Source organism: Micromonospora sp. NPDC048170, assembly GCF_040652795.1.
GTDB lineage: Bacteria > Actinomycetota > Actinomycetes > Mycobacteriales > Micromonosporaceae > Micromonospora.
Map to the genome: position 1 here is coordinate 302,208 of NZ_JBEZMR010000003.1, position 21,052 is coordinate 323,259.

At 74.7% G+C, this 21,052-nt stretch carries 21 protein-coding genes; 10 read left to right on the plus strand and 11 right to left on the minus strand.

The window, feature by feature from the left end:
- Positions 1-15: 15 nt before the first annotated feature.
- The gene (trmB, locus tag AB0D32_RS07850; protein ID WP_357086546.1) at positions 16-648 is read right to left on the minus strand and encodes a tRNA (guanosine(46)-N7)-methyltransferase TrmB; all 633 of its coding nucleotides are present in this window, start codon (positions 646-648) and stop codon (positions 16-18) included.
- A gap of 228 nt (positions 649-876) precedes the next feature.
- Between trmB and AB0D32_RS07855 the strand changes: the two genes are divergently transcribed.
- The gene (locus AB0D32_RS07855; protein WP_357086548.1) at positions 877-1,473 is read left to right on the plus strand and encodes a hypothetical protein; all 597 of its coding nucleotides are present in this window, start codon (positions 877-879) and stop codon (positions 1,471-1,473) included.
- An 8-nt stretch (positions 1,474-1,481) separates the two neighbouring features.
- Positions 1,482-2,165 (plus strand): class F sortase, encoded by a 684-nt coding sequence (locus tag AB0D32_RS07860; protein WP_357086248.1) that lies wholly within the window; start codon positions 1,482-1,484, stop codon positions 2,163-2,165.
- A gap of 91 nt (positions 2,166-2,256) precedes the next feature.
- Here AB0D32_RS07860 and AB0D32_RS07865 read toward each other — a convergent pair whose 3' ends face one another.
- From AB0D32_RS07865 to AB0D32_RS07875, 3 genes are all read right to left on the minus strand, one after another.
- A complete protein-coding gene (locus AB0D32_RS07865; protein WP_357086250.1) occupies positions 2,257-2,571 on the minus strand; it encodes an antibiotic biosynthesis monooxygenase in 315 nt (104 codons plus the stop codon).
- A gap of 28 nt (positions 2,572-2,599) precedes the next feature.
- Positions 2,600-3,397: an exodeoxyribonuclease III gene (locus AB0D32_RS07870; protein WP_357086252.1), complete on the minus strand. Its 798-nt coding sequence runs from the start codon at positions 3,395-3,397 to the stop codon at positions 2,600-2,602.
- A 155-nt stretch (positions 3,398-3,552) separates the two neighbouring features.
- Positions 3,553-4,473: a PAC2 family protein gene (locus AB0D32_RS07875; protein ID WP_357086254.1), complete on the minus strand. Its 921-nt coding sequence runs from the start codon at positions 4,471-4,473 to the stop codon at positions 3,553-3,555.
- Between the two features lie 420 nt (positions 4,474-4,893).
- Between AB0D32_RS07875 and AB0D32_RS07880 the strand changes: the two genes are divergently transcribed.
- The 3 genes from AB0D32_RS07880 to AB0D32_RS07890 all read left to right on the plus strand — a co-directional run bounded on the left by AB0D32_RS07880 (position 4,894) and on the right by AB0D32_RS07890 (position 6,783).
- Positions 4,894-5,739, plus strand: a complete 846-nt coding sequence (locus tag AB0D32_RS07880; RefSeq protein ID WP_357086256.1) for a peptidase M23 — start codon at positions 4,894-4,896, stop codon at positions 5,737-5,739.
- A gap of 103 nt (positions 5,740-5,842) precedes the next feature.
- Positions 5,843-5,986, plus strand: coding sequence for a hypothetical protein (locus AB0D32_RS07885; protein WP_357086258.1), 144 nt, complete (start codon positions 5,843-5,845; stop codon positions 5,984-5,986).
- Positions 5,987-6,024: 38 nt separating this feature from the next.
- Complete coding sequence (locus tag AB0D32_RS07890; RefSeq protein ID WP_357086260.1) at positions 6,025-6,783, plus strand: EcsC family protein; 759 nt, start codon at positions 6,025-6,027, stop codon at positions 6,781-6,783.
- A gap of 103 nt (positions 6,784-6,886) precedes the next feature.
- Here AB0D32_RS07890 and AB0D32_RS07895 read toward each other — a convergent pair whose 3' ends face one another.
- A complete protein-coding gene (locus AB0D32_RS07895) occupies positions 6,887-7,738 on the minus strand; it encodes a GDSL-type esterase/lipase family protein (RefSeq protein ID WP_357086262.1) in 852 nt (283 codons plus the stop codon).
- A gap of 172 nt (positions 7,739-7,910) precedes the next feature.
- Here AB0D32_RS07895 and AB0D32_RS07900 point away from each other — a divergent pair, with 172 nt between their 5' ends.
- Genes AB0D32_RS07900 through AB0D32_RS07910 form a run of 3 tightly spaced genes read left to right on the plus strand, consistent with a single transcriptional unit; the run spans position 7,911 to position 10,621 of the window.
- Positions 7,911-8,174 (plus strand): DUF6343 family protein, encoded by a 264-nt coding sequence (locus AB0D32_RS07900; RefSeq protein ID WP_357086264.1) that lies wholly within the window; start codon positions 7,911-7,913, stop codon positions 8,172-8,174.
- Positions 8,175-8,186: 12 nt separating this feature from the next.
- Positions 8,187-9,599, plus strand: coding sequence for an NADP-dependent succinic semialdehyde dehydrogenase (locus AB0D32_RS07905; RefSeq protein ID WP_357086266.1), 1,413 nt, complete (start codon positions 8,187-8,189; stop codon positions 9,597-9,599).
- Between the two features lie 56 nt (positions 9,600-9,655).
- Positions 9,656-10,621, plus strand: a complete 966-nt coding sequence (locus tag AB0D32_RS07910) for a TIGR03885 family FMN-dependent LLM class oxidoreductase (RefSeq protein ID WP_357086268.1) — start codon at positions 9,656-9,658, stop codon at positions 10,619-10,621.
- 23 nt (positions 10,622-10,644) lie between these two features.
- On the opposite strand, the gene AB0D32_RS07915 is transcribed toward AB0D32_RS07910, so the two are convergent.
- The 3 genes from AB0D32_RS07915 to AB0D32_RS07925 all read right to left on the minus strand — a co-directional run bounded on the left by AB0D32_RS07915 (position 10,645) and on the right by AB0D32_RS07925 (position 15,560).
- Entirely contained in the window at positions 10,645-11,184 is a 540-nt protein-coding gene (locus AB0D32_RS07915) for a GNAT family N-acetyltransferase (RefSeq protein WP_357086270.1), read from the minus strand.
- Between the two features lie 438 nt (positions 11,185-11,622).
- A complete protein-coding gene (locus AB0D32_RS07920) occupies positions 11,623-12,750 on the minus strand; it encodes a hypothetical protein (RefSeq protein ID WP_357086272.1) in 1,128 nt (375 codons plus the stop codon).
- 197 nt (positions 12,751-12,947) lie between these two features.
- On the minus strand, positions 12,948-15,560 hold the full coding sequence (locus AB0D32_RS07925) for a glycoside hydrolase family 9 protein (RefSeq protein WP_357086274.1): 2,613 nt from the start codon (positions 15,558-15,560) through the stop codon (positions 12,948-12,950).
- Positions 15,561-15,790: 230 nt separating this feature from the next.
- Between AB0D32_RS07925 and AB0D32_RS07930 the strand changes: the two genes are divergently transcribed.
- On the plus strand, positions 15,791-16,516 hold the full coding sequence (locus AB0D32_RS07930) for a protein phosphatase 2C domain-containing protein (protein ID WP_357086276.1): 726 nt from the start codon (positions 15,791-15,793) through the stop codon (positions 16,514-16,516).
- A gap of 11 nt (positions 16,517-16,527) precedes the next feature.
- Here the strand turns inward: AB0D32_RS07930 and hrpB are convergent, their stop codons facing one another.
- Genes hrpB through AB0D32_RS07945 form a run of 3 tightly spaced genes read right to left on the minus strand, consistent with a single transcriptional unit; the run spans position 16,528 to position 20,262 of the window.
- The gene (gene hrpB, locus AB0D32_RS07935) at positions 16,528-19,149 is read right to left on the minus strand and encodes an ATP-dependent helicase HrpB (protein ID WP_357086550.1); all 2,622 of its coding nucleotides are present in this window, start codon (positions 19,147-19,149) and stop codon (positions 16,528-16,530) included.
- Positions 19,150-19,179: 30 nt separating this feature from the next.
- Positions 19,180-19,380: a DUF397 domain-containing protein gene (locus AB0D32_RS07940; RefSeq protein ID WP_357086278.1), complete on the minus strand. Its 201-nt coding sequence runs from the start codon at positions 19,378-19,380 to the stop codon at positions 19,180-19,182.
- 39 nt (positions 19,381-19,419) lie between these two features.
- Complete coding sequence (locus AB0D32_RS07945) at positions 19,420-20,262, minus strand: helix-turn-helix transcriptional regulator (RefSeq protein ID WP_357086280.1); 843 nt, start codon at positions 20,260-20,262, stop codon at positions 19,420-19,422.
- A gap of 113 nt (positions 20,263-20,375) precedes the next feature.
- On the opposite strand from AB0D32_RS07945, the gene AB0D32_RS07950 reads away from it, so the two are divergent.
- Entirely contained in the window at positions 20,376-21,029 is a 654-nt protein-coding gene (locus tag AB0D32_RS07950) for a GPP34 family phosphoprotein (protein WP_357086282.1), read from the plus strand.
- Positions 21,030-21,052: the final 23 nt, after the last annotated feature.

The window sequence follows — 21,052 nt, forward strand, 5'->3', positions numbered from 1 at the left end:
CAGGGGCCCTTCCGTTCACGGGCGGTGGCGGTAGAGCAGGTCGAAGATCGGGCGGCCGGCCCGCAGGGCGCGACGCTCGAACTTGGTCACCGGGCGGTGGGCGGGCCGGGGCGCGAAGCCGTCGTGCGCGTTGACCAGCCCCGGGTCGGCGTCCAGGGTCTCCCGCATCGCCTCGGCGTACTCGGCCCAGTCGGTGGCGCAGTGCAGGGTGCCGCCGGCCACCAGGCGGGAACGCAGCAGCGCGACGTGGGCCGGCTGGATGATCCGCCGCTTGTGGTGCCGGGACTTGGGCCAGGGGTCGGGGAAGAAGACGTGCACGGCGTCCAGCGCCGCCGCCGGCAGGCCCGCGACGAGGTCCAGGGCGTCGCCCTGCGCGACCCGCACGTTGCGCAGGCCGTACCGGTCCACCAGGTCCAGCAGGTTGGCGATTCCGGGCGTGTGCACCTCGACCGCCAGATAGTCTCGGTCGGGATCGGCGGCGGCCATCTCGGCCGTGGTGTCGCCCATCCCGGAACCGATCTCCAGCACCAGTGGGGCCGCGCGGCCGAACAGGTCGGTCAGGTCCACCGGCGTGCCGGGTCGGTCCGGGACGTGCAGGCCGTAGACCGGCCAGAGCCGGTCCAGGGCGTCGGTCTGGCGGCTGCTCATCCGGCCGCGGCGCGGATGGAAGGTTCGGATCGTCCGGGCGGCGGGCGGCGCGGGGACGGCGGCGGCGGGGGAGTCGGTGAAGGTCACAGCGACCTGAGCGTACGCGACGACCGCGCCGAACCGGATGTGATGTTCGCCCGGGGATGAGAGGATCCATCCCGTACGGCAGACCGGGTGTCTGGTGTTGCCCGGCACTGCCCCAACGCGCCGGGAGGGGGCGTCGTGTCGGTGCACCGCGGCGGTGTGGCGCTGGCGATCGCGACCGTGTTCGTCGGGCCCCTGCTCGCGGCCGCGCCCGCCCGAGCCGCCCTGCCGACCACCGCCGCTCCGATCGTCCGGGCCGCAGCCCCCGGTTGGTGGGCGGAGCCCGCGCCCGTGGGCGCGCCCCAGCCTGAGCCGCCGGGGCCGAGAGTCTTCGTCGAGGTCAGCCCGAGCACGGTGGAGCCCGGTTTCCTGGTCGGGATCCGGGCCAGTTGCCGGGACAACTCCGTGCCCGCCACCGTGGTCTCGGACGCCTTCGGCCGGGTGCAGGCGCAGCCGCAGCACGGCATGCTGACCGCCGCGCCGATGGTGCGGGAGCGCACCCGGCCCGGCAACTACCGGATCAAGCTGGAGTGCCGCGACGGCGAGACCGCCTCGACCATGCTCCAGGTCGTCAAGGCCGTGAAGCCCAGCCGCGGCCCGGCGACCGGGTTCGGCGGGGGCTCCGGCGGCATCAGCGGCGGGCTCCTGCTTCCGGCTGGCCTCGCCCTGACCGTGGCCGGCATCGTGCTCGCGGTCCGGGCACGCCGCCCGCGTACCGCCCGTGGCGCCGGCCGACGCTGAGCCCGATCATGGCCACCACGTCCGCCCCGCAGCCGGCCGCCACGGCGGCCCGGGGCCTACGGCCGCCCGGACGCCGCCCCTGGTCGGTGCCGCTGGCCGTGGTGCTGGTGCTGGCCGGGGTCTTCGCCACCGGAGCGGGGCTGGGGAGCACCGCCGGGCCGTTCGACTGGGCTGCCGGCGGCGGGCAGGAACGGCCGGCCCGCAGCGAGCGCGGAGGGCTGTCGGCCAGCCGGCCGGTGCGCCTGTCGCTGCCCGCGATCGGGGTGTCCGCCCCGGTGGCTCCCGTCGGTCAGGCGCGGGACGGGTCGATCGCCGTGCCACCGCTGGAGCGGGCCGACGAGACCGGCTGGTACGACCGGGGTCCCACCCCCGGTGAGCCGGGCCCGTCGGTGATCGTCGGGCACGTGGACACCAGGCGCGGGCCGTCGGTCTTCTACGACCTGCACAAGCTGCGCCCGGGCGACACCGCCGAGGTGGCCCGGGCGGACGGCTCGGTCGTGGTGTTCCGGGTCGACTCGGTGGAGCGCTTCCCCAAGGACCGGCTGCCGGCGGAGCGGGTCTACGGCGACGAGGGGCCCGCGGGCCTGCGCCTGATCACCTGCGGCGGCGACTGGCTCGGCGGCCGGACGGGGTACGCCGACAACGTCATCGCCTTCGCCACGATGCTCTCCTCCCACCCCCAGCCCCGTTGATCATGGAGTTGGCGGCAGCTGTGGAGATCGAATTCCCTGCCAACTCCATGATCAACACGTTGGGGGTCGGGTGGGGGTGGGGAGGGAGGGGTTAGGGGCGGCCCGGAACCTGCTGGACCACCTCGAACTCCAGGAGGGTGGCGCCGGAGGCGACCGGGGGGCGCTTCTCGCCCGTCCCGGCGTGGGCGGCGCGGGAGGGGCCGGCGGCCCACGCCTGGTAGGCCTCCTCGGTCTCCCAACGGGTGTAGACGAAGTAGCGGTTCTCTCCGGCGACCGGGCGCAGCAGCTCGAAGCCGAGGAAACCGGGGGAGTTCTCCACGGCCCCGGCCCGGGCGGCGAACCGCTTCTCCAACTCCTCGCCGGCACCGGGAGGAACGTCGATCGCGTTGATCTTCACGACTGCCATGGCTCCACCCTAGCGACGACGCCGGGGCTCAGAACGACTCGACCGCCGGAACCAGGTCGGCGTCGACCACGATCGGCGCGTGGTCGGAGGGGCCCTTGCCCTTGCGCGCCTCCCGGTCCACGTACGCCGAGCGGACCGCCCGGGCGAACGGCGCCGAGGCGTACACGAGGTCGATCCGCATGCCCTTGTTCTGGTGGAACATCCCCGCCCGGTAGTCCCAGTAGGTGAACGGGTGCGGGCCCTTCATCGGGGTGGGCACCACGTCGGAGAGCCCGAGGTCGCGCAGCGCCGCGAGGGCCGCCCGCTCCGCCGGGGTGACGTGCGTGGAGTGGGCGAACAACGCCGGGTCCCAGACGTCGGCGTCGGTGGGGGCCACGTTGAAGTCGCCGCAGACCACCAGCGGCAGGCCCCCGGTCAGCTCCGCCTCCACCGCGTCCCGCAGCGCCGCGAACCAGGCCAGCTTGTACGCGTAGTGCGGGTCGTCGGGGGCCCGGCCGTTCGGCACGTACACCGACCAGACCCGGACCCCGTCGCAGGTCGCCGAGATGGCCCGGGCCTCCGGAGCGGGGAAGCCCGGCTCGCCGGGGAACCCCACTGTCACGTCGGCCAGGCCGACCCGGGACAGGACGGCCACCCCGTTCCACCGGCCGTCGCTGTGGCTGGCCACCGTGTAGCCCAGCTCGCCCACCTCGGCCACCGGGAAGGCGCCGTCGGGGCACTTCGTCTCCTGGAGGCAGACGACGTCCGGCCCGGTGCCGGCCAGCCAGTCCAGCAGCCGGGGCAGGCGGGCCTTCACCGAGTTCACGTTCCAGGTCGCCAGGCGCATGGGACCAGCCTGCCCCATCCCGGGCCGCGCCGCCGCGTCAGCCGACCGGGTGTCGCGCGCCGGGACCGCTTCCCGGCTCCGGCCCGCACCGGGCGCGCTCCCGGCTGCCGGGACGCCGGGCCGGCCGGGCTCGGCTGCCCCGGGACGCCGGGCTCTCAGCTGCCCGGGGCGTCGCCCGGGCGGGTCTGCTCGGCCAGGAACCGCTCCAGTTCGGCGCCCAGCTCGTCGGCGGTGGGCAGCGGCCCGGCCTCGGCGGCGAGCAGGTTCTTCTCGCCCCGGCCGCGCGCGAACGCGTCGTACTGCTCCTCCAGGGCCTGCACCAGCTGGGCGGCGTCGTCGGTCTGGGCGACCTGCCGGTCGATCTCCACGCGGACCACCTCGGCCGCCGAGCGCAGCCCGTCGCGGGGCAGCAGCAGCCCGGTGCTGCGGGACACGGAGGCGAGCAGCACCTCGGCGGCGGCCGGGTACTCCGTCTGCGCCACGTAGTGCGGCACGTGGGCGGCGAAGCCGAGGGCGTCGCCACCCCGCTCGCCGAGGCGGTACTCCAGCAGGTGCCCGACGCTGCCCGGCACCTGCACCCGCTGCAACCACGGCTCGTAGCCGGCGATCAGCTCGCGGCGGGTGGCGTGCGCGGTCACCCCGGCGGGCCGGGTGTGCGGCACCGCCATCGGTATCGAGTTGAGCCCGACGGTGAGCCGGACGTCCAGTCGCGCGGCGATGCCGGCCAACGCGGCCACGAAACGCTCCCACTGCAGGTCCGGCTCCGGGCCGGTGAGCAGCAGGAAGGGGGTCTCGTCGTCGTCGTGCAGCAGGTGCAGCTCCAGCACCGGGGCGTCGTACGACTCCCAGTGGTCCTCGACGAAGGTCATCACCGGTCGGCGCGAGCGGTAGTCGAAGAGCTGGTCGACGTCGAACCGGGCGATGGGGCGGGCGTCCAGCGAGGTGAGCAGCTGCTCCCTGGCCAGTCGGGTGGCGCTGCCGGCGTCGACGAAGCCGGTGAGGGTCTGGATCAGGACCGGCTGACCGAGGTCGGGCAGATCGTCGGTGAGCTCGTAGAGCTCGTGTGGGTCGAGCACCGGTGCGGACCTCCCTGGTCGTGCGTACGGGTCGCCGCGCAGGGACGGCACCCGGTTCGGGGAACGTACCCGCCATCCTCGTGCATTCCTCTCCGCGCCCCGCCGCGGGTCGTTACGTGACCAGTAATCGGGCGTATGCCCGCAAGCCCGCCGTTGGGCGACGAAGGATGGCCGTCAGGGCGACCTGGATATCGGCCGAACGGATGAGTTTGCGGATCATGGGCCGGGCGTCGGGGGTTTGTCCCCAATTCGGGCCGCGTGGTGGCGTCCCGGGGCGACCCGGAGGTCTGACCGGTCCGCGAGGTTCGTCCCCCGGGCTGGGCGGGGCGGTGGGAGCGTCCGGTCGGCCTCGTTCATATCGTGAGGAAAGCCACAGATCACCCCGGGGGATCGGCGAATCTGCCTGCCTAGCCTCGGCTGATGCGTGACGACCGCACCCTCGACCCTGAGGGCACCCCCGGTGACCTGATCGACCGTTCGGACGATACCCCCTCGCCCGATCGGCCAACCATCCTCCGCTCCGTCGGGGCGTACGCCCAACTGCTGACACGCGGGCCGGCCCGGGCCCGGATCGCCCTCGCCACCGGCGTGGTGTTCTGCCTCGCACTGACCGCCGCCGCCCAGGGCGCGCGGGGCGGGTCCGCCGACCCGGCCCCCGCCGCCGTGCCCTCCGCCCTCGCCGAGCGCGCCGAGCCGGACCCGGCCTCCCGCGACGCGGAACGCGCCCCCGCCCCCGCCTCCGCCAGCCCCACCCGCGCCGCCGCCGACCCGGACACCACCACCCCCGCGCCGAAGCAGACCACGCGCAAGCCGGTCGACCCCGCTCCGGTCGCCGGGCTCGACAAGGCCCAGATGAAGAACGCCCAGGCGATCGTGCGGACCGGACGCAAGATGGAGATGCCCCGGCGCGCGCTGGTGATCGCGGTGGCCACCGCGATGCAGGAGAGCAACCTCTACAACGTCGCCAGCGGGGTGCTCCCGGAATCCCGCAACTACCCGCACCAGGGCATCGGGTGGGACCACGACTCGGTCGGGCTGTTCCAGCAGCGCTCCAGCAGCGGCTGGGGCGAGGTCGGTCAGCTGATGGACCCGGAGTTCGCCACCCGGCAGTTCCTCTCCGCCCTGCTCCGGGTGCCCGGCTGGCAGCAGATGCGGCTGACCGACGCCGCCCAGGCGGTGCAGATCTCCGCCTACCCGGAGCACTACGCCAAGCACGAGTGGCGCGCCACGACGGTCGTCGGGGCGATCCTGGAGGCCGGGCAGTAGGCTTTCGCCGACCACAGTGGACGGTTGCGGTTCGGGCGTCCGGGGTACGCATGTTGTCACTCCGAGGTACACATGGAGCAGGAACCACCGACTGGAGGACGACATGTCTCTTATGCAGCGGATCAGCACCTTCCTGCGCTCGCCCAAGGGTCAGCAGCTGGTCGACCGCGGCCGGCGCGAGCTGGCCAAGCCGGGCACCCAGCAGAAGCTGAGGGGCCTCGCGGCAAAACTCCAGAACCGCCGCTGACCGTCACCGACGACCTCTCCGACCCCCGGGAGACCCCTGTGACCGAATCCGCGCCCGCCGACGGCCAGCCCGTTGCCGGAAAACCGCAGCCGCCGGCCGTGGTTCCGGCATCGACACAGGGGGCCACCGAGGCGCCACCACTGCGGCTCTGGGACCGGATGCGGGAAGACCCGCAGTACGCCCCGGAGCACCTCGCCCTGGAGGCCGTACGCCGGCTGGGGCCGGAGGCGGCGCAGTGGGCCGCGCGGATCCGGGCCGAGCAGCCCAGGTCCTCCGCCGAGGCTCTGGCGGAGCAGGCGGTACGCAAGTTCGTCAACCACGCCCGCCTCTCCGGGGCGGTCTCCGGCGCCGCCGGGCTGCCCGGCGCCGTGATCGACGTCGGGGTGCTCGCCTGGACCCAGGCCCGGATGGTGCTGCACATCGCCGCCGCGTACGGCGTCGACCCGCAGCACGGCGACCGGGCCACCGACCTGCTGGTCCTGCAGAAGGTGCACAAGGTCGCCGAGAGCGCCCGGCTCGCGCTCGGGGTGGCCGCCGGCCGGGAGCGCGCCGGGGCGCTCTTCGGCAGCGGCGGGCAGAACCCGCTCGGCAGGGTGATGCTGCGCCTCGGCGTACGACTGGCCCAGATGGCCGGGGTGCGCGCGGCGAAACGGGTCTTCGCCAAGGTGGTGCCCGGAGCGGCGATCGTCCTCGGCACCTGGGCCAACTCGTCGGCGACCAAGGATCTCGCCGTGCGCTCCCGCGCCCTCTACCGCCAGTACGGCACCGCCGCCGTCCCCGAACCCCGCCGTCCCTGACCCGCACTGACGCACGCTGCCCTCGCCGTCGACCCGGCGAGGGCCGGCGCGGCGGGCTGCCCCGGCCCCGTGCCGCCGGAGGTGTGCCGGTCCGGCCGGTGGGTCAGGAGCGGAGGCCCGAGGCGCGCCACGCCACGTCGGCCAGGCGGTCCTGCCCGGCGGCGTTGGGGTGGAACCAGTCCAGCGGGTTGACCAGGTTCAGGTCGAACCGCACCCGGTGCACGGCCCCGCCGTCGTACCGGCAGCGCGAACCGTACGCCTTGCAGGCGGCGGCGAGTTGGGCGTTGTAGTCGGCGATCCGTTCCCGGACGGCCGCCCGGCGGGCCCGGTCGAGCGGATCCGTCGAGGTGGGGTTGGCCAGCAGAGCCGGGCAGACGCCCCGCTTCCAGGCCCGGACCGCCCGCGCGTCCGTGTGCCCGACCTCCCAGAGCCGGTGCAGGTTCGGGACGCTCACCACCAGCACCCGCGCCTTCGGCCGGCCCTGCCGCAGCACCCGCAGTCCGCGGTCCACCTCGGCGCGGAACTGCTTCACCGGGGTCATCGCCTCGATGCCGCCCCGGCACACGTCGTTGGCGCCGATCAGCACGGTGGCGTGGTCGACGCGGTCGCGTACGGCCCGCTGGGCCTGCCCCTCCAGCGACGCCGCTCGGGCCCCCGGGCTGGCGTGGTTGTACGCCCGGCCCCGGATCGCCGGGTTCCGGTCGAGCAGCCGCCGGTAGAGGCTGTCGACGCGCAGCCCGTCCCCGGTGGACCAGGAGTTGCGCTCGCACGAGAGGAGCACCAGGCAGGAGCCGAAGCCGGTGCTGATCGAGTCGCCGAGGGCTGCGATGCCGCCGCGTGAGCCGGGCGAGGGCGTCTCCCGTGGTGGGCGGGAGCCGGGCTCCCCGCCGCCCTCGCAGGCGAGCGCGACCAGCGCCAGCAGGCAGGCGGCCACGGTGACCCAGCGTCGAGGCATACCATCCCCAGTCCCGCGGCGGAGAGCAACAGCGCGGTAACTCTAGGCGTGGATGCGGTGGGGCAACCCGCCGCTGTCGGCTATGCGGCAGAGGCCTGTCCCGGCGCAGGTTGGCGTGCTAGATCGAGGCGGTCGTCGGGTTAAGCGGGCCGATCGGGGGTAGGTCGGTGAGATGACGAGATCGCAGCCCCGGCGTGCCCGTGGCACGGTCGGCCATGCCTACAGCGCCCTCAACCTGCGGCTCCTGCTCGCCGGGTTCGGGCTGGTGACCATGGCCGTCTTCGCGGTGCTGGCCTTCAACGCCGACCTGGTGTGGCTGGGGGTCCTCTGCGTGGTCTTCGCGGTGGTCGCCGTGGTCGATCTGATCATCATCCAGCGCCGCCGCGCCGCCCGCCGCCGGGAGGAGCCGGGTGCCCGCCACTCACTCTTCGAGTGACAGGAGTACGAGATGCCCATCGCGACCATCAACCCCGCCACCGGACAGCTGCTCAAGAGCTACGACCCGATGTCGGCGGAGCAGATCGACGCCGCGATCGAGCGGGCCGACCTGGCGTACCGGCAGTTGCGCGGCACCACGATCGACCAGCGTGGGCGCTGGCTGAACGCGGCGGCCGACCTGCTGGAGGCCGAGCGCGACGAGACCGCCCGGCTGATGACCACCGAGATGGGCAAGACGTACACGGCGGCGAAGGCCGAGGTCACCAAGTGCGCCTCGGCCTGCCGCTTCTACGCGGCGCAGGCGGCCGGGTTCCTCGCCGACGAGCCCGCCGACGCGGGGGCGGTCAAGGCGACCCGGGCGTTCGTCCGCTACCAGCCGATCGGGCCGGTGCTCGCGGTGATGCCGTGGAACTTCCCGCTGTGGCAGGTGCTGCGCTTCGCCGCGCCGGCCCTGATGGCGGGCAACACCGGCCTGCTCAAGCACGCCTCCAACGTGCCGCAGACCGCGCTGCTGCTGGAGGACCTGTTCCGCCGCGCCGGTTTCCCGGAGGGGGCGTTCACGACCCTGCTGGTCGGCTCGGGCGAGGTCGACCGGGTGCTCAGCGACCCCCGCGTGCGGGCGGCGACGCTGACCGGCAGCGAGCACGCCGGCCGGTCCATCGCCCAGATCGCCGGCCGGGAGCTGAAGAAGACGGTGCTGGAGTTGGGCGGGAGCGACCCGTTCGTGGTGATGCCGTCGGCCGACCTGGACCGGGCCGCCGAGGTCGCCACGACCGCCCGCTGCCAGAACAACGGCCAGTCCTGCATCGCCGCCAAGCGGTTCATCGTGCACGCCGACGTCTTCGACGCCTTCGCCGAGAGGTTCGCCACGAACATGGCGGCCCTGCGGGTCGGCGATCCGATGGACCCGGACACCGACGTCGGCCCGCTGGCCAGCGAGGGTGGGCGCGACGAGATCCACGCCCAGGTGCGGGACGCGGCCGACCAGGGCGCCACCGTGCTCTGCGGCGGCGAGCCGCCCACCGGCCCCGGCTGGTTCTACCCGCCGACCGTGGTCACCGACCTGAGGCCGGAGATGCGGATGTGGTCCGAGGAGGTCTTCGGGCCCGTTGCGGGCCTCTACCGGGTGTCGTCGTACGACGAGGCGATCGAGGTGGCCAACGGCACCTCCTTCGGCCTGGGCTCCAACGCCTGGACCCGCGATCCGCAGGAGCAGGAGCGCTTCGCCACCGACCTCGACGCCGGAAACGTGTTCGTCAACGGCATGACCACGTCCTATCCGGAACTGCCCTTCGGCGGGGTGAAGAACTCCGGCTACGGCCGTGAGCTGTCCGCGCTCGGCATGCGCGAGTTCTGCAACACCAAGACCGTCTGGGTGGGCGAGGGGGCCGCCTCGGCCGGCGCGGGGGCGCACGCCGAGTAGCCCGCGCCCGGGTCCGTCGGCGTAGCCGGACGCCGTCATGGGTACGGAGTGACGCCATGACGGTGTTCGGCTTCCACGCGTCCCACGAGCAGATCCATCCCCGCGCCCTGCTGGAGGCGGTGATCCACGCCGAGCGGGCCGGTTTCGATGCCGCCATGTCCTCGGACCACTTCGCGCCCTGGAGCGAGCGGCAGGGCCAGTCCGGCTTCGCCTGGTCGTGGCTGGGGGCCGCGCTCCAGGCCACCAACCTGCCGTTCGGGGTGGTCAACGCCCCCGGGCAGCGCTACCACCCGGCGATCGTCGCGCAGGCGATCGGCACCCTGGGGGCGATGTACCCGGGCCGGTTCTGGGCCGCCCTCGGCACCGGAGAGGCGAGCAACGAGCACGTCACCGGCGACGGCTGGCCGCGTAAGGACGTGCGCAGCGCCCGGCTGCGCGAGTGCGTGGACGTGATCCGCGCGCTGCTGGCCGGCGAGGAGGTCAGCCACGACGGCCTCGTCCGGGTGGACCGGGCGAAGCTGTGGACCCGGCCGGAGCAGCCGCCGGCCCTGATCGGGGCGGCGGTCAGTGTCGCCACCGCGCGCTGGTGCGCCGAGTGGGCGGACGGGCTGATCACCGTGAACGCCGCACCCGCGCACCTGCGGCAGATGATCGACGCGTACCGGGACGCCGGCGGGCGCGGACCGCTGCACCTCCAGGTGCACGTGAGCTGGGCGCCGGAGCAGGCCGAGGCCGAGCGCCTCGCGTACGACCAGTGGCGCAGCAACGTCTTCGCGCCGCCGGTCTGCTGGGACCTGGAGACCCCGGAGCACTTCGACGTGGTCTCGCGGGACGTGCCGATGGAAAGGGTCCACGAGGTCGTCAACGTCTCGGCCGACCTGGGCCGGCACGTCGGCTGGCTGGAGGAGTACCTCGACCTCGGCTTCGACCAGATCGCCCTGCACCACGTCGGGCAGGAGCAGCGGGCCTTCATCGACGCCTTCGGCGCCGAGGTGCTGCCGAAGCTCCGCCGCGCCGGCTGAGGGCGCCGGCTGAGCGGTGCCAGTCAGGGGCAGGGCAGGCGGCGGGCGAGAACCTGCCCGGGCCACGGGTCGCGGCCGGGGCGCTCGACCGTGAACGGGTCGGTGGCGGTGAAGCCCTGCCGCTCGTACCAGCGGACCAGCGCGCCGTCGCCGCCCGCGTAGCAGTCCACCCGGAGCAGGCCGAGCCCGCGCTCCCGGGCCAGGTCCGTGGCGTGCGCCAGCAGTCGGCCGCCAATTCCCGATCCGGCGTACGCCCGGTCGGTGACCAGTAGGTTCACGTACAACTCGGGTTCGGTGGCGGGCGGCACGTACCCGGTCGCCGCCCCCACCACCAGCGCGCCGACGGGCCGGTCGGCCAGCATCGCCAGCCACAGCCCGCCGCCGGTCGCCCACGCGTCGGCCTGCGCGATCCGCCGCGGGTCGGTCGAGGCCGGCTCGGTGCCCCACTGGCCGGTGCGGCCCCGCGCCACCAGCCAGGCGGTGGCGTCGTCGAGCAGCCGCAGGACGGCGGGCGCGTCGGTGGGGCCGCCGGGACGCAGGGTCGGAATCCGCTGGTCGGTCATGGCGGACATGCTGCTACAGCGGCACACCTCGATGCCTGGCGATGTCTGCCGACGCCCACCGTCGGGGACCCTGGCCATTGGACGCCCCGCCTGCGATCGGGTGGGCCCGCGTGTGGTCAGCGCGCCCCGTGTTGTTGCTGGGCCCTTGTTGTCGGTGGGCCGCATGTTGTCAATGGCCGCCGGTAGGCGCGGCGGCCGGTGGTCGGTGGCCCTGTGTCGTCGAGTGGGTCTGCTTGGAGAGTCGCACGGGGCTGCCTGTTCATCGACGCGCTGTCGAGCTGCCCCGCTGATAGGACCAAGAGTCCCTGGGCGCGGCAGCGAACGAGACCATCCCGAACCCCAACGCGCCCGAACCCCGAAGCGTCCGGGCCGGCCTCTGCCCCGTCTGTGCGGGCAGCTCGACAGCGCGTGGATGGGCATGCGCCGGGAATCTTCGGATCAATCGACGACCGACGCCCGAGTCCCGTGCCAGCGCGGGGCGACGTCCCCGCCGCTACCGCTACCGCTGCCACTCTCACGGCCGCCGCCGCTGCCGCCGCTGTCACTGTCGCGGTCGCTGCCGCTGCGGTCGCTGCCGCTGCGGTCGCTGCCGCTGCGGTCGCTGCCGCTGCGGTCGCTGCCGCTGCGGTCGCTGCCGTCGCTGTCGCCGAGGGCCTCGGTCAGCGCGGTGAGTCGCTCCGTGGCCAGGCAGGAGACCAGGCAGCGCTCCTTGCCGTCGCTGGTCAGCCGGGCCGTCCAGTCCGTGAAACCGCCGTCGCCGAGCTCGACCTCGTCCGCGTCGTGCCCGGCGGTGATCCGCAGCGCCGCGTCGACGTAGTAGCCCCGGCCGCGACGGCGCGCCGGGTCGTCCACCAGCGGTACGCCCGCCCGGCCGAGCACCGGCCGGACCGTGTCCTCGATCCGCTCCCCGACGACGGGGCTGTCGAGCACGGTCAGGTGCACCCGTGCCGCCGCCGACGGTGGCAGCAGGGCGGCGAGCACCCGCCGCCAGTACGCCAGGTGCAGGGTGAGCAGCCGCGCCTCGGTGCGCCCCGAGCCGCCGTCGCGGGCGCTGGAGACCAGCGTGAAGAGCCGGAAGTGCGCCGACCAGGTCGGCCCGAAGTCCTGCGCCCGCAGCACCCGGTGGCAGGCGGCCAGGTGTACGGTGCCGTCGGTGGGCTGTCCCCGGCGGCGTACCGCGGCCTCGACCGCGAGGGCGTTGGTGGGGTCGCTGAGCACCTCGGTCGCGCGCAGGGTGGTGACGATCCGGTTCTGGCTCACCGGCGCGACCGCCGAGCAGGTGCCGAGCGGCACGACGGGGGAGAGGTCGACGCCGGCGAACTCGGCGGGCAGCAGCTGCCACAGGCGGGCCTCGACGGCGGCCAGCGCGCGCGGGTCGGCCGCCGCCGGCCGGGTGAAGCGGTCCGACCGCCAGCGGCGGACCAGGTCCGCGGGCCGTACCGCCGCCGCCCGGTCCCGGGCCACCGCCAGCAGCAGCGTGCGCAGGTCCGCCGGGGCAAGGCCGGCCAGGGCGGTCCGGGTGCCGTCCGGCAGCCGCGACCACACCCGTTGCTCCGCGTCGTCCATACCGGCAACCCTGTCGTACGCCCCGAACCCCGTCCACCGAAATCGGCGGCGGCTGTCCCGCCCCACGGGTCGTGTTCCGCGGCGTGCGACAGCGTCCGGAAAGTGGTGGACCCCCCGCACTCGGGGAGGCCACCACTTCCCGGTGACGGCGCGATCATCGCCGGGCCGGGGCGCCGGGGCGCGCCGGGCCGTACGGGTCAGGAGAGCGTGCAGGCGGCGCCGTTGACGGTGATCAGGCCGGGTTCCGGGTTGGCGCCGCCGCCGGTCAGCGCGTTGAAACCGAAGGTGACCGTGCCGCCCGGGGCGATCCGGGCGTTGTACGACTCGTTCCTGGCGGTGACCGTCGCACCGGCCTGGGTCGTCCTCGCCAGCCACGCCTCGCGCACCTTCTGGTCGCCGGTGAAGGCGAAGCGGGCCGCCCAGCCGTCGATCGCGCTGGTGCCGGTGTTGCGGATGGTCACCTGGGCGGTGAACCCGGTGCCGCCGTGCCAGGCGCCGTGGTTGGTGTACGTGGCCGCGCAGGTAGGCGCCGGTACCGCCGCCGAGTCACCCTGGTCGGCCAGGAACGAGGCGATCCAGGCGAGCGCCGAGTTCCAGTTGATCGCCACCTCGTTGGTCGCGTACGAGTTGATGTCGTCGACGTAGCAGAACATCGGCTTGCAGCCGGCGAGCAGCTTGGCGGCGAACGGGTCCTGGAGGGCGGCGTTCGGGCCGCCGGCCAGCGAGCCGGCGGGCGGCTTCGACATGGTCGGGTCGAGCTGGTGGCCGAAGATCCGGCTGTGCTGGTTCTCCGCCGCGTGCTCGCCCCACCCGGTCACGTACGAGATGTTCAGCGCGTTGCGGCCGAGGACGTAGTCCATCGCCTGCACCGCGCCGTCCCGGTACCTCGCGTCCCGGGTCAGGTCGAAGGCGGTGGCCAGCACGATCGCGTTGTTGACGACGTTGCTGTTGCCGCCCCAGAAGTAGCTGTCCGGGTCGCCGGGCATCGGCAGCCCGTAGGCCTGCCGGTTCGCCTCGGCGAGGTGGGCGTCGGCGGCGGCGGTCACCGAGGCGCGCACGCGGGCCAGGTCGGCGGCCGGTAGCCCGTTCGGCACGGTGGCCAGGTCGAGCCGGCCCAGCGCGGCGACGCCCTGCCAGCCGAAGCCGCGTGGGTCGAAGACGTCCCCGGTGTGGTGCGGCGACGCGGCCAGGTCCGTCAGGTACGCCTGCTCCCCGGTGCTCAGGTAGAGCTCGACGGCCGCCCAGTAGAACTCGTCGGTCACGTCGGTGTCGTCGTACGCGCCGCCGCCGGTGCTGTCGGCGGGGCTGGCGTACCGCGTCGGGTTGGCCCGCGCGGCGGCGTAGGCCGTCCGCGCCGCCGTGCCGCAGCGTGTCGCGAAGGCCGCGTCGTAGGGGGCGAACAGCCGCGCGCACTGGGCGGCGACGGCGGCCAGGTTGAGGGTGGCGGCGGTGGACGGCGGGTGCAGCTCGCGCGGCTCGGGGTCGGCGTGCGGGGCGAGCGGCAGACCGGTCCAGTTCCGGTCGTGGATCTTGTGGTGGGCCATTCCGGCGAGCGGCCTGCCGGCCGGCACCTGCATGCGCAGCAGGAACTCCAGCTCCCAGCGGGCCTCGTCGAGGACGTCCGGCACGCCGTTGCCGCGCTCGGGCAGCCGCAGGGTGCTGTCGCCGAGGGCGGCGCCGTGCCCGGCGGTGGCGGCTGTCCTGGTCCGCTCAAAGGTGTTCAGCAGCTGGTAGGTGGCGATGCCGCCGTTGACCACGTACTTGCCGTGGTCGCCGGCGTCGTACCAGCCGCCGCGCACGTCGAGGGAGTAGTCGCAGACGCCCGGCTGGCAGGGCACGGAGGTGTCGCCCCGGTTGGGTGCGACGTCGAGGTGGCCGGCCGGGCGGGCGTACTCCGCGCCGATCAGGTCGCCGTCGATGGCGATGCCGCTGCGCTGGGCGTAGAAGAACTGGAGGGAGTCCGAGCGCAGCCGGTCGTAGAGGGCGCCCGAGATGTCGAAGGGGTGGCTGGTCTCGCCGTCGACGACCAGGGTCAGTCCCGCCCCCGGGGTCCGGTACGACGAGAAGTCGAGCGTCTGCACGTTCTGCCCGGAGGCGGCGTCGACGCCGCGCGGGGTGGTGGTGCCGGCGGCCAGGACCGCGCCCGTGGCCGACCTGAGCTGCCAGGGCAGGGCGCCGGTCGCCGAGGTCACCACGGTGGCGTTCTTCGGCCCGCCGGGCAGGTAGCCGACCTGGTTGACCCGCACGCGGGGCCCGGTGTCGGGCACGTACGGCTCGGGCGGGTCGCCGCCGCGCAGCGAGACGTCGTCCAGGCAGACGGTCTGCTCGGCCGCGCTGCCGCCGACCTGGAAGATCAGTTGGGCGGCCGGGTTTCCCTCGGTGACCGTGAACGTCTTCTCGAACCGCTGCGCGGTGCCGACGGCGGTGGCGTCCACGCTGGCGTACGTCGTGTAGGGGGCGGTGCCCAGTTGCAGGACGGCCTTGACGGCGGTGCCCGGGGTGGCGGAGACGTCGAATCCGAGGGTGTACTCGGCTCCGGCGACCAGCGGCACGCCGTCCTGGCCGATGCCGGCGTCCCACGGGTTGGCCAGGCCACCGGGCACGGTGGTGCAGAGCCGGCCGTCGGTGACCCCGAGCGCGCCGGTGCCGTAGGAGAACCAGGGGGACACGCCGGCGCTGAAGTCGCCGTTGTCGATCTGTTCGGGGGCGTCGGGGGGCGGTTCGGCGTGGGCGCTGCCGGCGGTGCCTGCGGTCAGGGCGATGGTGGTGGCGGCCGCGAGTAGCGCGAGGCGGCGTCGGGATGGCGTCACGGGTGTTCCTTCCGGACGACTGCGGGGGACGGGGAGTGCGAGGTGGCAGACCTGGGAGCGCTCCCAGTTCTGCTCGATGGTGGCAGTGGTCCCCGGCCCTTGTCAATCGATCCGACTGGATGGCGTGCAGGCCCGCCCGGCGGCTCGCGGCAGTGAGATTCGCCGCGCGACGCGCCGAGGTGGTGATCTCCTAGAGACAACTGCACCCTTCGCCTGGCAGGCTGCCACCCATGACCCTGAAGCTGCGTTCCGTCGGAACGAGCGACCGTGGGCTGATCCGCAGCGGGAACCAGGACGCCCTGCACGCCGGCACCTGGCTCGTCGCCGTCGCCGACGGCATGGGCGGGATGGCGGCCGGCGACCTGGCCAGCGCGATCGCCATCGACGCGGTCGCTCCGCTCGACGTGGAGACGCCGGAGCACGCGCTGGTGGCCGCCCTCCAGACCGGTATCCAGCTCGCCACCACACGGATCCACCAGGCGGTCGCCGAGGATCCGGAGCGACAGGGCATGGGCACCACCCTGACCGCCCTGCTCTTCGCCCGGACGGGCAGCTGCCTGGCCCTCGCCCACGTCGGCGACTCCCGGGCCTACCTGTTCCGGGAGGGCGTGCTCAAACAGATCACCCGGGACGACACGTTCGTGCAGATGCTCGTCGACCAGGGGGTGATCACGGCCGACCAGGCCAGCAGCCACCCCCGCCGCGCCGTGGTGACCCAGGCGTTGCAGGGCGAGGACGTCTCACCGGCGTACGCGACGATGGTGCCGTGGGCCGGGGACCGCTGGCTGCTGTGCAGCGACGGGCTGTCCAACGTCGTCCGCCCGGACACCCTCGCCGAGGTGCTCGCCGAGCAGCCGGACCGCGCGGACTGTGCCCGCCGGCTGATCGACCTGGCGCTGCGGGCCGGCGGACCGGACAACGTCACCGTGGTCGTCGCCGACGTCGTGGAGGAGTGAGCGAGCCCGGCTCAGCGGCGGCGCGGGGTGGTGTGCCGGGTGGGCGGGGCCGTCGTCGGGTCCTCCGGCCACGGGTGGCGCGGGTAGCGCCCGCGCAGCTCTCCCCGCACCTGCGGGTAGCCCGTACGCCAGAAGGAGGCCAGGTCGGCCGTGACCGCCACCGGCCGCCCGGCCGGCGAGAGCAGGTGCAGCAGCACCGGCACCCGGCCGTCGGCGATCCGTGGCGCGTCCCGCCAGCCGAAGGTCTCCTGGAGCTTCACCGCGAGCACCGGCGCCGCGGGGTCGGCGTAGTCGAGCCTGATCCGCGACCCGCTCGGCACGGTGATCCGCTCCGGCGCCGCCTCGTCCAGCCGGGCCGCCAGTGCCCACGGCAGCAGCCGGCGCAGCGCCCCGGCCACGTCGAGGCGGGCCAGGTCGGCGCGGCGGCGGGCATTGGCCAGTTCCGGGCCCAGCCAGGCGGGCGCGGCGGCCAGTAGCGCCTCGTCGCCCACGTCGGGCCAGTCACCGCCGAGCGCGTGCCGGCAGAACGCCAGCCGCTCGCGCAGCGCCCGCGCCGCCGGGGTCCAGGTCAGCAACCCGAGGCCGGTACGACGCAGGCCGGTCAGCAGCGCCCCCGCCACCTCCGCCGGGTCGGGGCGGGCGAGCTGCCGCCCGACCAGCTCGATCGCGCCCAGCCTCACCACCTCCCGGGCCACCACGTCCTCGCCGGACCAGCCGACCTCCCGCTCGGTGCGCAGCAGCGGCCCGCCCGCCTCCCTGGCGGTCGCCTCGTCGAGCGGGGTGGCCAGGCGCACCCGGGCGGTCGGCGCGCCGGGGGAACGGTCCGCCACCGCGACCGCCAGCCAGCCGGCGCCGGCCAGCCCCGACCCGGGCGCCAGCTCCGCCGCGGTCCCGCCGCTCATCAGGTACGCCGAGCCACCCGGCCGTCGCGCCCGGGCCAGCCGCTCCGGGTGGGCCAGCCCGACCAGCAGCCCAGCGGCCAGGTCGTCGGTCAGCCGGTTCCGGCCGACGTCCCCGGTCGCGTCGAGGTCGCCGGTCGGCCGAGCCCGGCCGGTGCGCACGGCCGTCGCGTCGGGGGCGCCGGTGGGCCGTGTCCGGCCGGTGCGCACGGCCGGCGCGGCGGGAGCCTCGGGCAGGGCCGCGCGCAGTCGGCGTACCTCCGCACGCCACCGGGCGGTGGCACCCGGGTCCGCGCCCGCGCGGAGGCGGCGCCAGGCGGCGGTCAGATCGTCGCCCGGCCCGGCGACGGTGTCCTCGGCGAGAACCGCCACGACCTCCGCCGCCCGGTCCGCTCCCACCCGGCCGGCCCCGTCGAGCAACGCCCGGGCCAGCCGGGGATGCGCCCCGACGGCGGCGATAGCCCGGCCCCGACCGGTGATCCGGCCGTCCGCGTCGAGCGCGCCGAGGGTGGTGAGGGTGTCCCGGGCCACCGACATCGACGCGGGCGGGGGCGGATCCGGCAGGGCCAGCCCGGTCCCGTCCGGCGATCCCCAGGCGGCCAGCTCCAGGGCGAAGCCCGTCAGGTCGGCGGTGGCGATCTCCGGCTCCGGTTGCGCGGCCAGCCGCTCGTGGCTGGCCGCCGACCAGCAGCGGTAGACGTGACCGGGCGCCTCCCGGCCCGCCCGGCCGGCCCGCTGGGTGGCCCCCGCCCGGGACACCGGGACGGTGACCAGCGCGCCCAGCCCACGGGCCAGGTCCATCCGGGCCACCCGGGACAGCCCGGCGTCCACCACCACCCGGACGCCCGGCACGGTCAGGCTGCTCTCGGCAACCGCCGTGGCCAGCACCACCCGCCGCCGGTCGGCCGGGCGCAGCGCCGCGTCCTGGTCGGCGCCGCGCTGCCGGCCGTGCAGCGCCAGGACGGCGACCGCGTCGCGCAGGTCGGCCAGCCGGCCGGCGACGGCGCCGATCTCGCCAGCCCCGGGCAGGAAGACCAGCACGTCCCCGTCGCGTTCGCGCAGCGCCCGGCGCACCGTCGCCGCGACGTGGTCGAGCAGGCCCCGGTCGACCGGGCCGGCGCCGGGTGCGGCCACCGGCCGGGGCGGCGGCGCCCAGATCCGGGCCACCGGATGCAGGGCCGAGGACGCCCGGACGATCGGCGCGGGACCGCCCCCGCCGCCGAGCAGCGCGGCGAACCGGTCCGCCTCGGGCGTGGCCGACATCGCCAGCAGCCAGAGGTCGGGGCGCAGCGCGGCCCGGGCCTCCACGGTGAACGCGAGCGCCAGGTCGGCGTCGAGCTGTCGCTCGTGGCACTCGTCGAGCAGCACGGCGCCGGTTCCGGCCAGCTCGGGATCGCGGTGCAGCCGCCGGACCAGCAGCCCGGTGGTGACCACCTCGACCCTGGTCCGCGGCCCGCTGCGGCGCTCGCCGCGCACGGCGTACCCGACCCGTTCGCCCACCGGCTCGCCGAGCAGCGATGCCATCCGGCGCGCCGCCGCGCGGGCGGCCACCCGACGAGGCTGGGCGACCAGCACGCGACCGGAGACCTCGTCGGCCACGGCCAGCGGGGCGAGGGTCGTCTTGCCGGTCCCCGGCGGGGCCACCAGCACCCCGGCGCCGGTCCCGCGCAGCGCCGCGACCAGCTCCGGCAGCACCGGCCGTACGGGCAGGTCGAGGTGTACGTCCGAGAGCACGGCCCAGTCTCGCACCGTTCGGGGAGTGGCTCAGTCGGGGCGTACCCCGTCGATGCCGGCGACGAAGGCGCGCCAGGCCGGCGACGGGAAGGCCAGAACCGGGCCGGGCCGGTCTTTGCTGTCCCGGACGGCGACCCGGTCCCCGGCGGCGGCGACCTCGACACAGTTGCCGTTGCCCACGCTGCGGGTACTGGTGCGCCACTGGGCCAGGGTCAGGTCGAGCGCGGTCATCGCGGTACCCCCGTTTGTGCCGGCGCGCCGCGTCAACGGTCACGCAAAGTAACGAGAAGCTTCCGTCAGGCGCGTCAGGGACGCCTCCGGACCGAGTGCCATCCGGCACAACTCCTCGTGCACAAGGCTATACCCGCGCACCTGGCCGACCTCCTCCAGAGCCAGCCCCATCGTGAGGTTTTCCAGGTAAACCACGGCCGCGTCGGCGGCGTCGGCGAACGTCAGCACGACGTACGGGGCGTTCATCGCCGGGTGCCCGCCGGCCGAGAACGGAAGTACCTGCACCGTCACGTTCGGTAGTTGAGAGACCTTCGCCAGGTGGGCCATCTGGTCGGCCATCACGGCGTCGCCGCCGACCGGGCGGCAGAGCACCGCCTCGTTGAGCACCACGGACAACTCGACCGGATTGTCGCGGTGCAGCACGTTCTGCCGGTGCAGCCGCGCGGCGACCTTGCGCTCGATGCCGTCCTCGCCCGCGGTGCGCCGGAAGACCTCCCGCGCGTACGCCTCGGTCTGGAGCAGCCCGGGCACCGCCTCGACCTCGTACGTCCGCAGGGTCGCCGCCTCCGCCTCCAGCCCGACGTAGAACTCGAACCACTCGGGCAGGACGTCGCTGTAGCTCTGCCACCAGCCGCGCTGCTGCGCCCCGCGGGCTATCTCGATCAAAGCCTCGGCGTCGGCCCCGGTCACCTCGTACAGCGCCAGCGCGGCCCGGACGTCGCGCGGCTTGATGCCGATCAGGGCGTTCTCGATGCGGGACAGGTTGCTCTTGGACATGTCCAGTTGCCGGGCGGCGACGTCCAGGGTCATGCCCGCGCGTTCGCGCAACTGGCGGAGTTCCCGGGCGATTCGGCGGCGGCGGACGGTGGGGCTCGCGGTCACCCTCCGAGTCTGTCACGACAAGATCCGCAGGTCGCGTCTGTACGGAGTGCAACTACCGGATACGGGAGTTGCGTTGCAGTGACGGCCGGTGCATCCTTGCCCGGTTGCGATCAATGTGGACAACCCGTGGGGAGGACCGGTTGCTCATCGCCGACGAGTTCTTCCTGATCATCCACAACGACAGTCGGGGCAAGGCGAAGCTGCACCCGACGGCGGCCGGCCTCGGCCTCGCCGGGGGACTGCTCGGCGAACTGGTCCTGCACGGACACGTCGCCGTCTCCTCCGGGCTGGTCACGGTGGTCGACCGTCGCCCACCCGCGGACGCCCTGGCGCACACCGTGCTCGACCAGTTGGTCGGCGAGGCGCAGCAGCATCCGGTGCGCACCTGGTTGAGCTTCCTGGCGCAGACCGCCACCGCCTCGGTGGGGGAGCGGCTGGTCAGGGCGGGAGTGCTGCGCCGGCAGGAGAGCCGGCGGCTGCTCCGCACCACCGTCAGCTACCTGCCGAACGACCTCAACGCCGTGGCCTGGCCGGCCACCCGGCTGCGCGCCCTGCTCGACCGGCCGACCCCGCCGAGCGTGCCCGACGGTCTGCTGCTGGGTCTGGTCGTCGCCGCCGGGCTGAGCCGCGAGGTGCTGTGGAGCGCCGGTCCCCGGGCGCACCACCGGCTGGGCGTGCTCATCCCGGCGCTGCCCCCGCCGCTGCGGGAGCTCGTGGCGCACACCGAGGCGGCGGTCGGCGCCGCCGTGCTGCGCGGCGCCGGCTGACCGCCTCCTCCACTCCTCCCCTC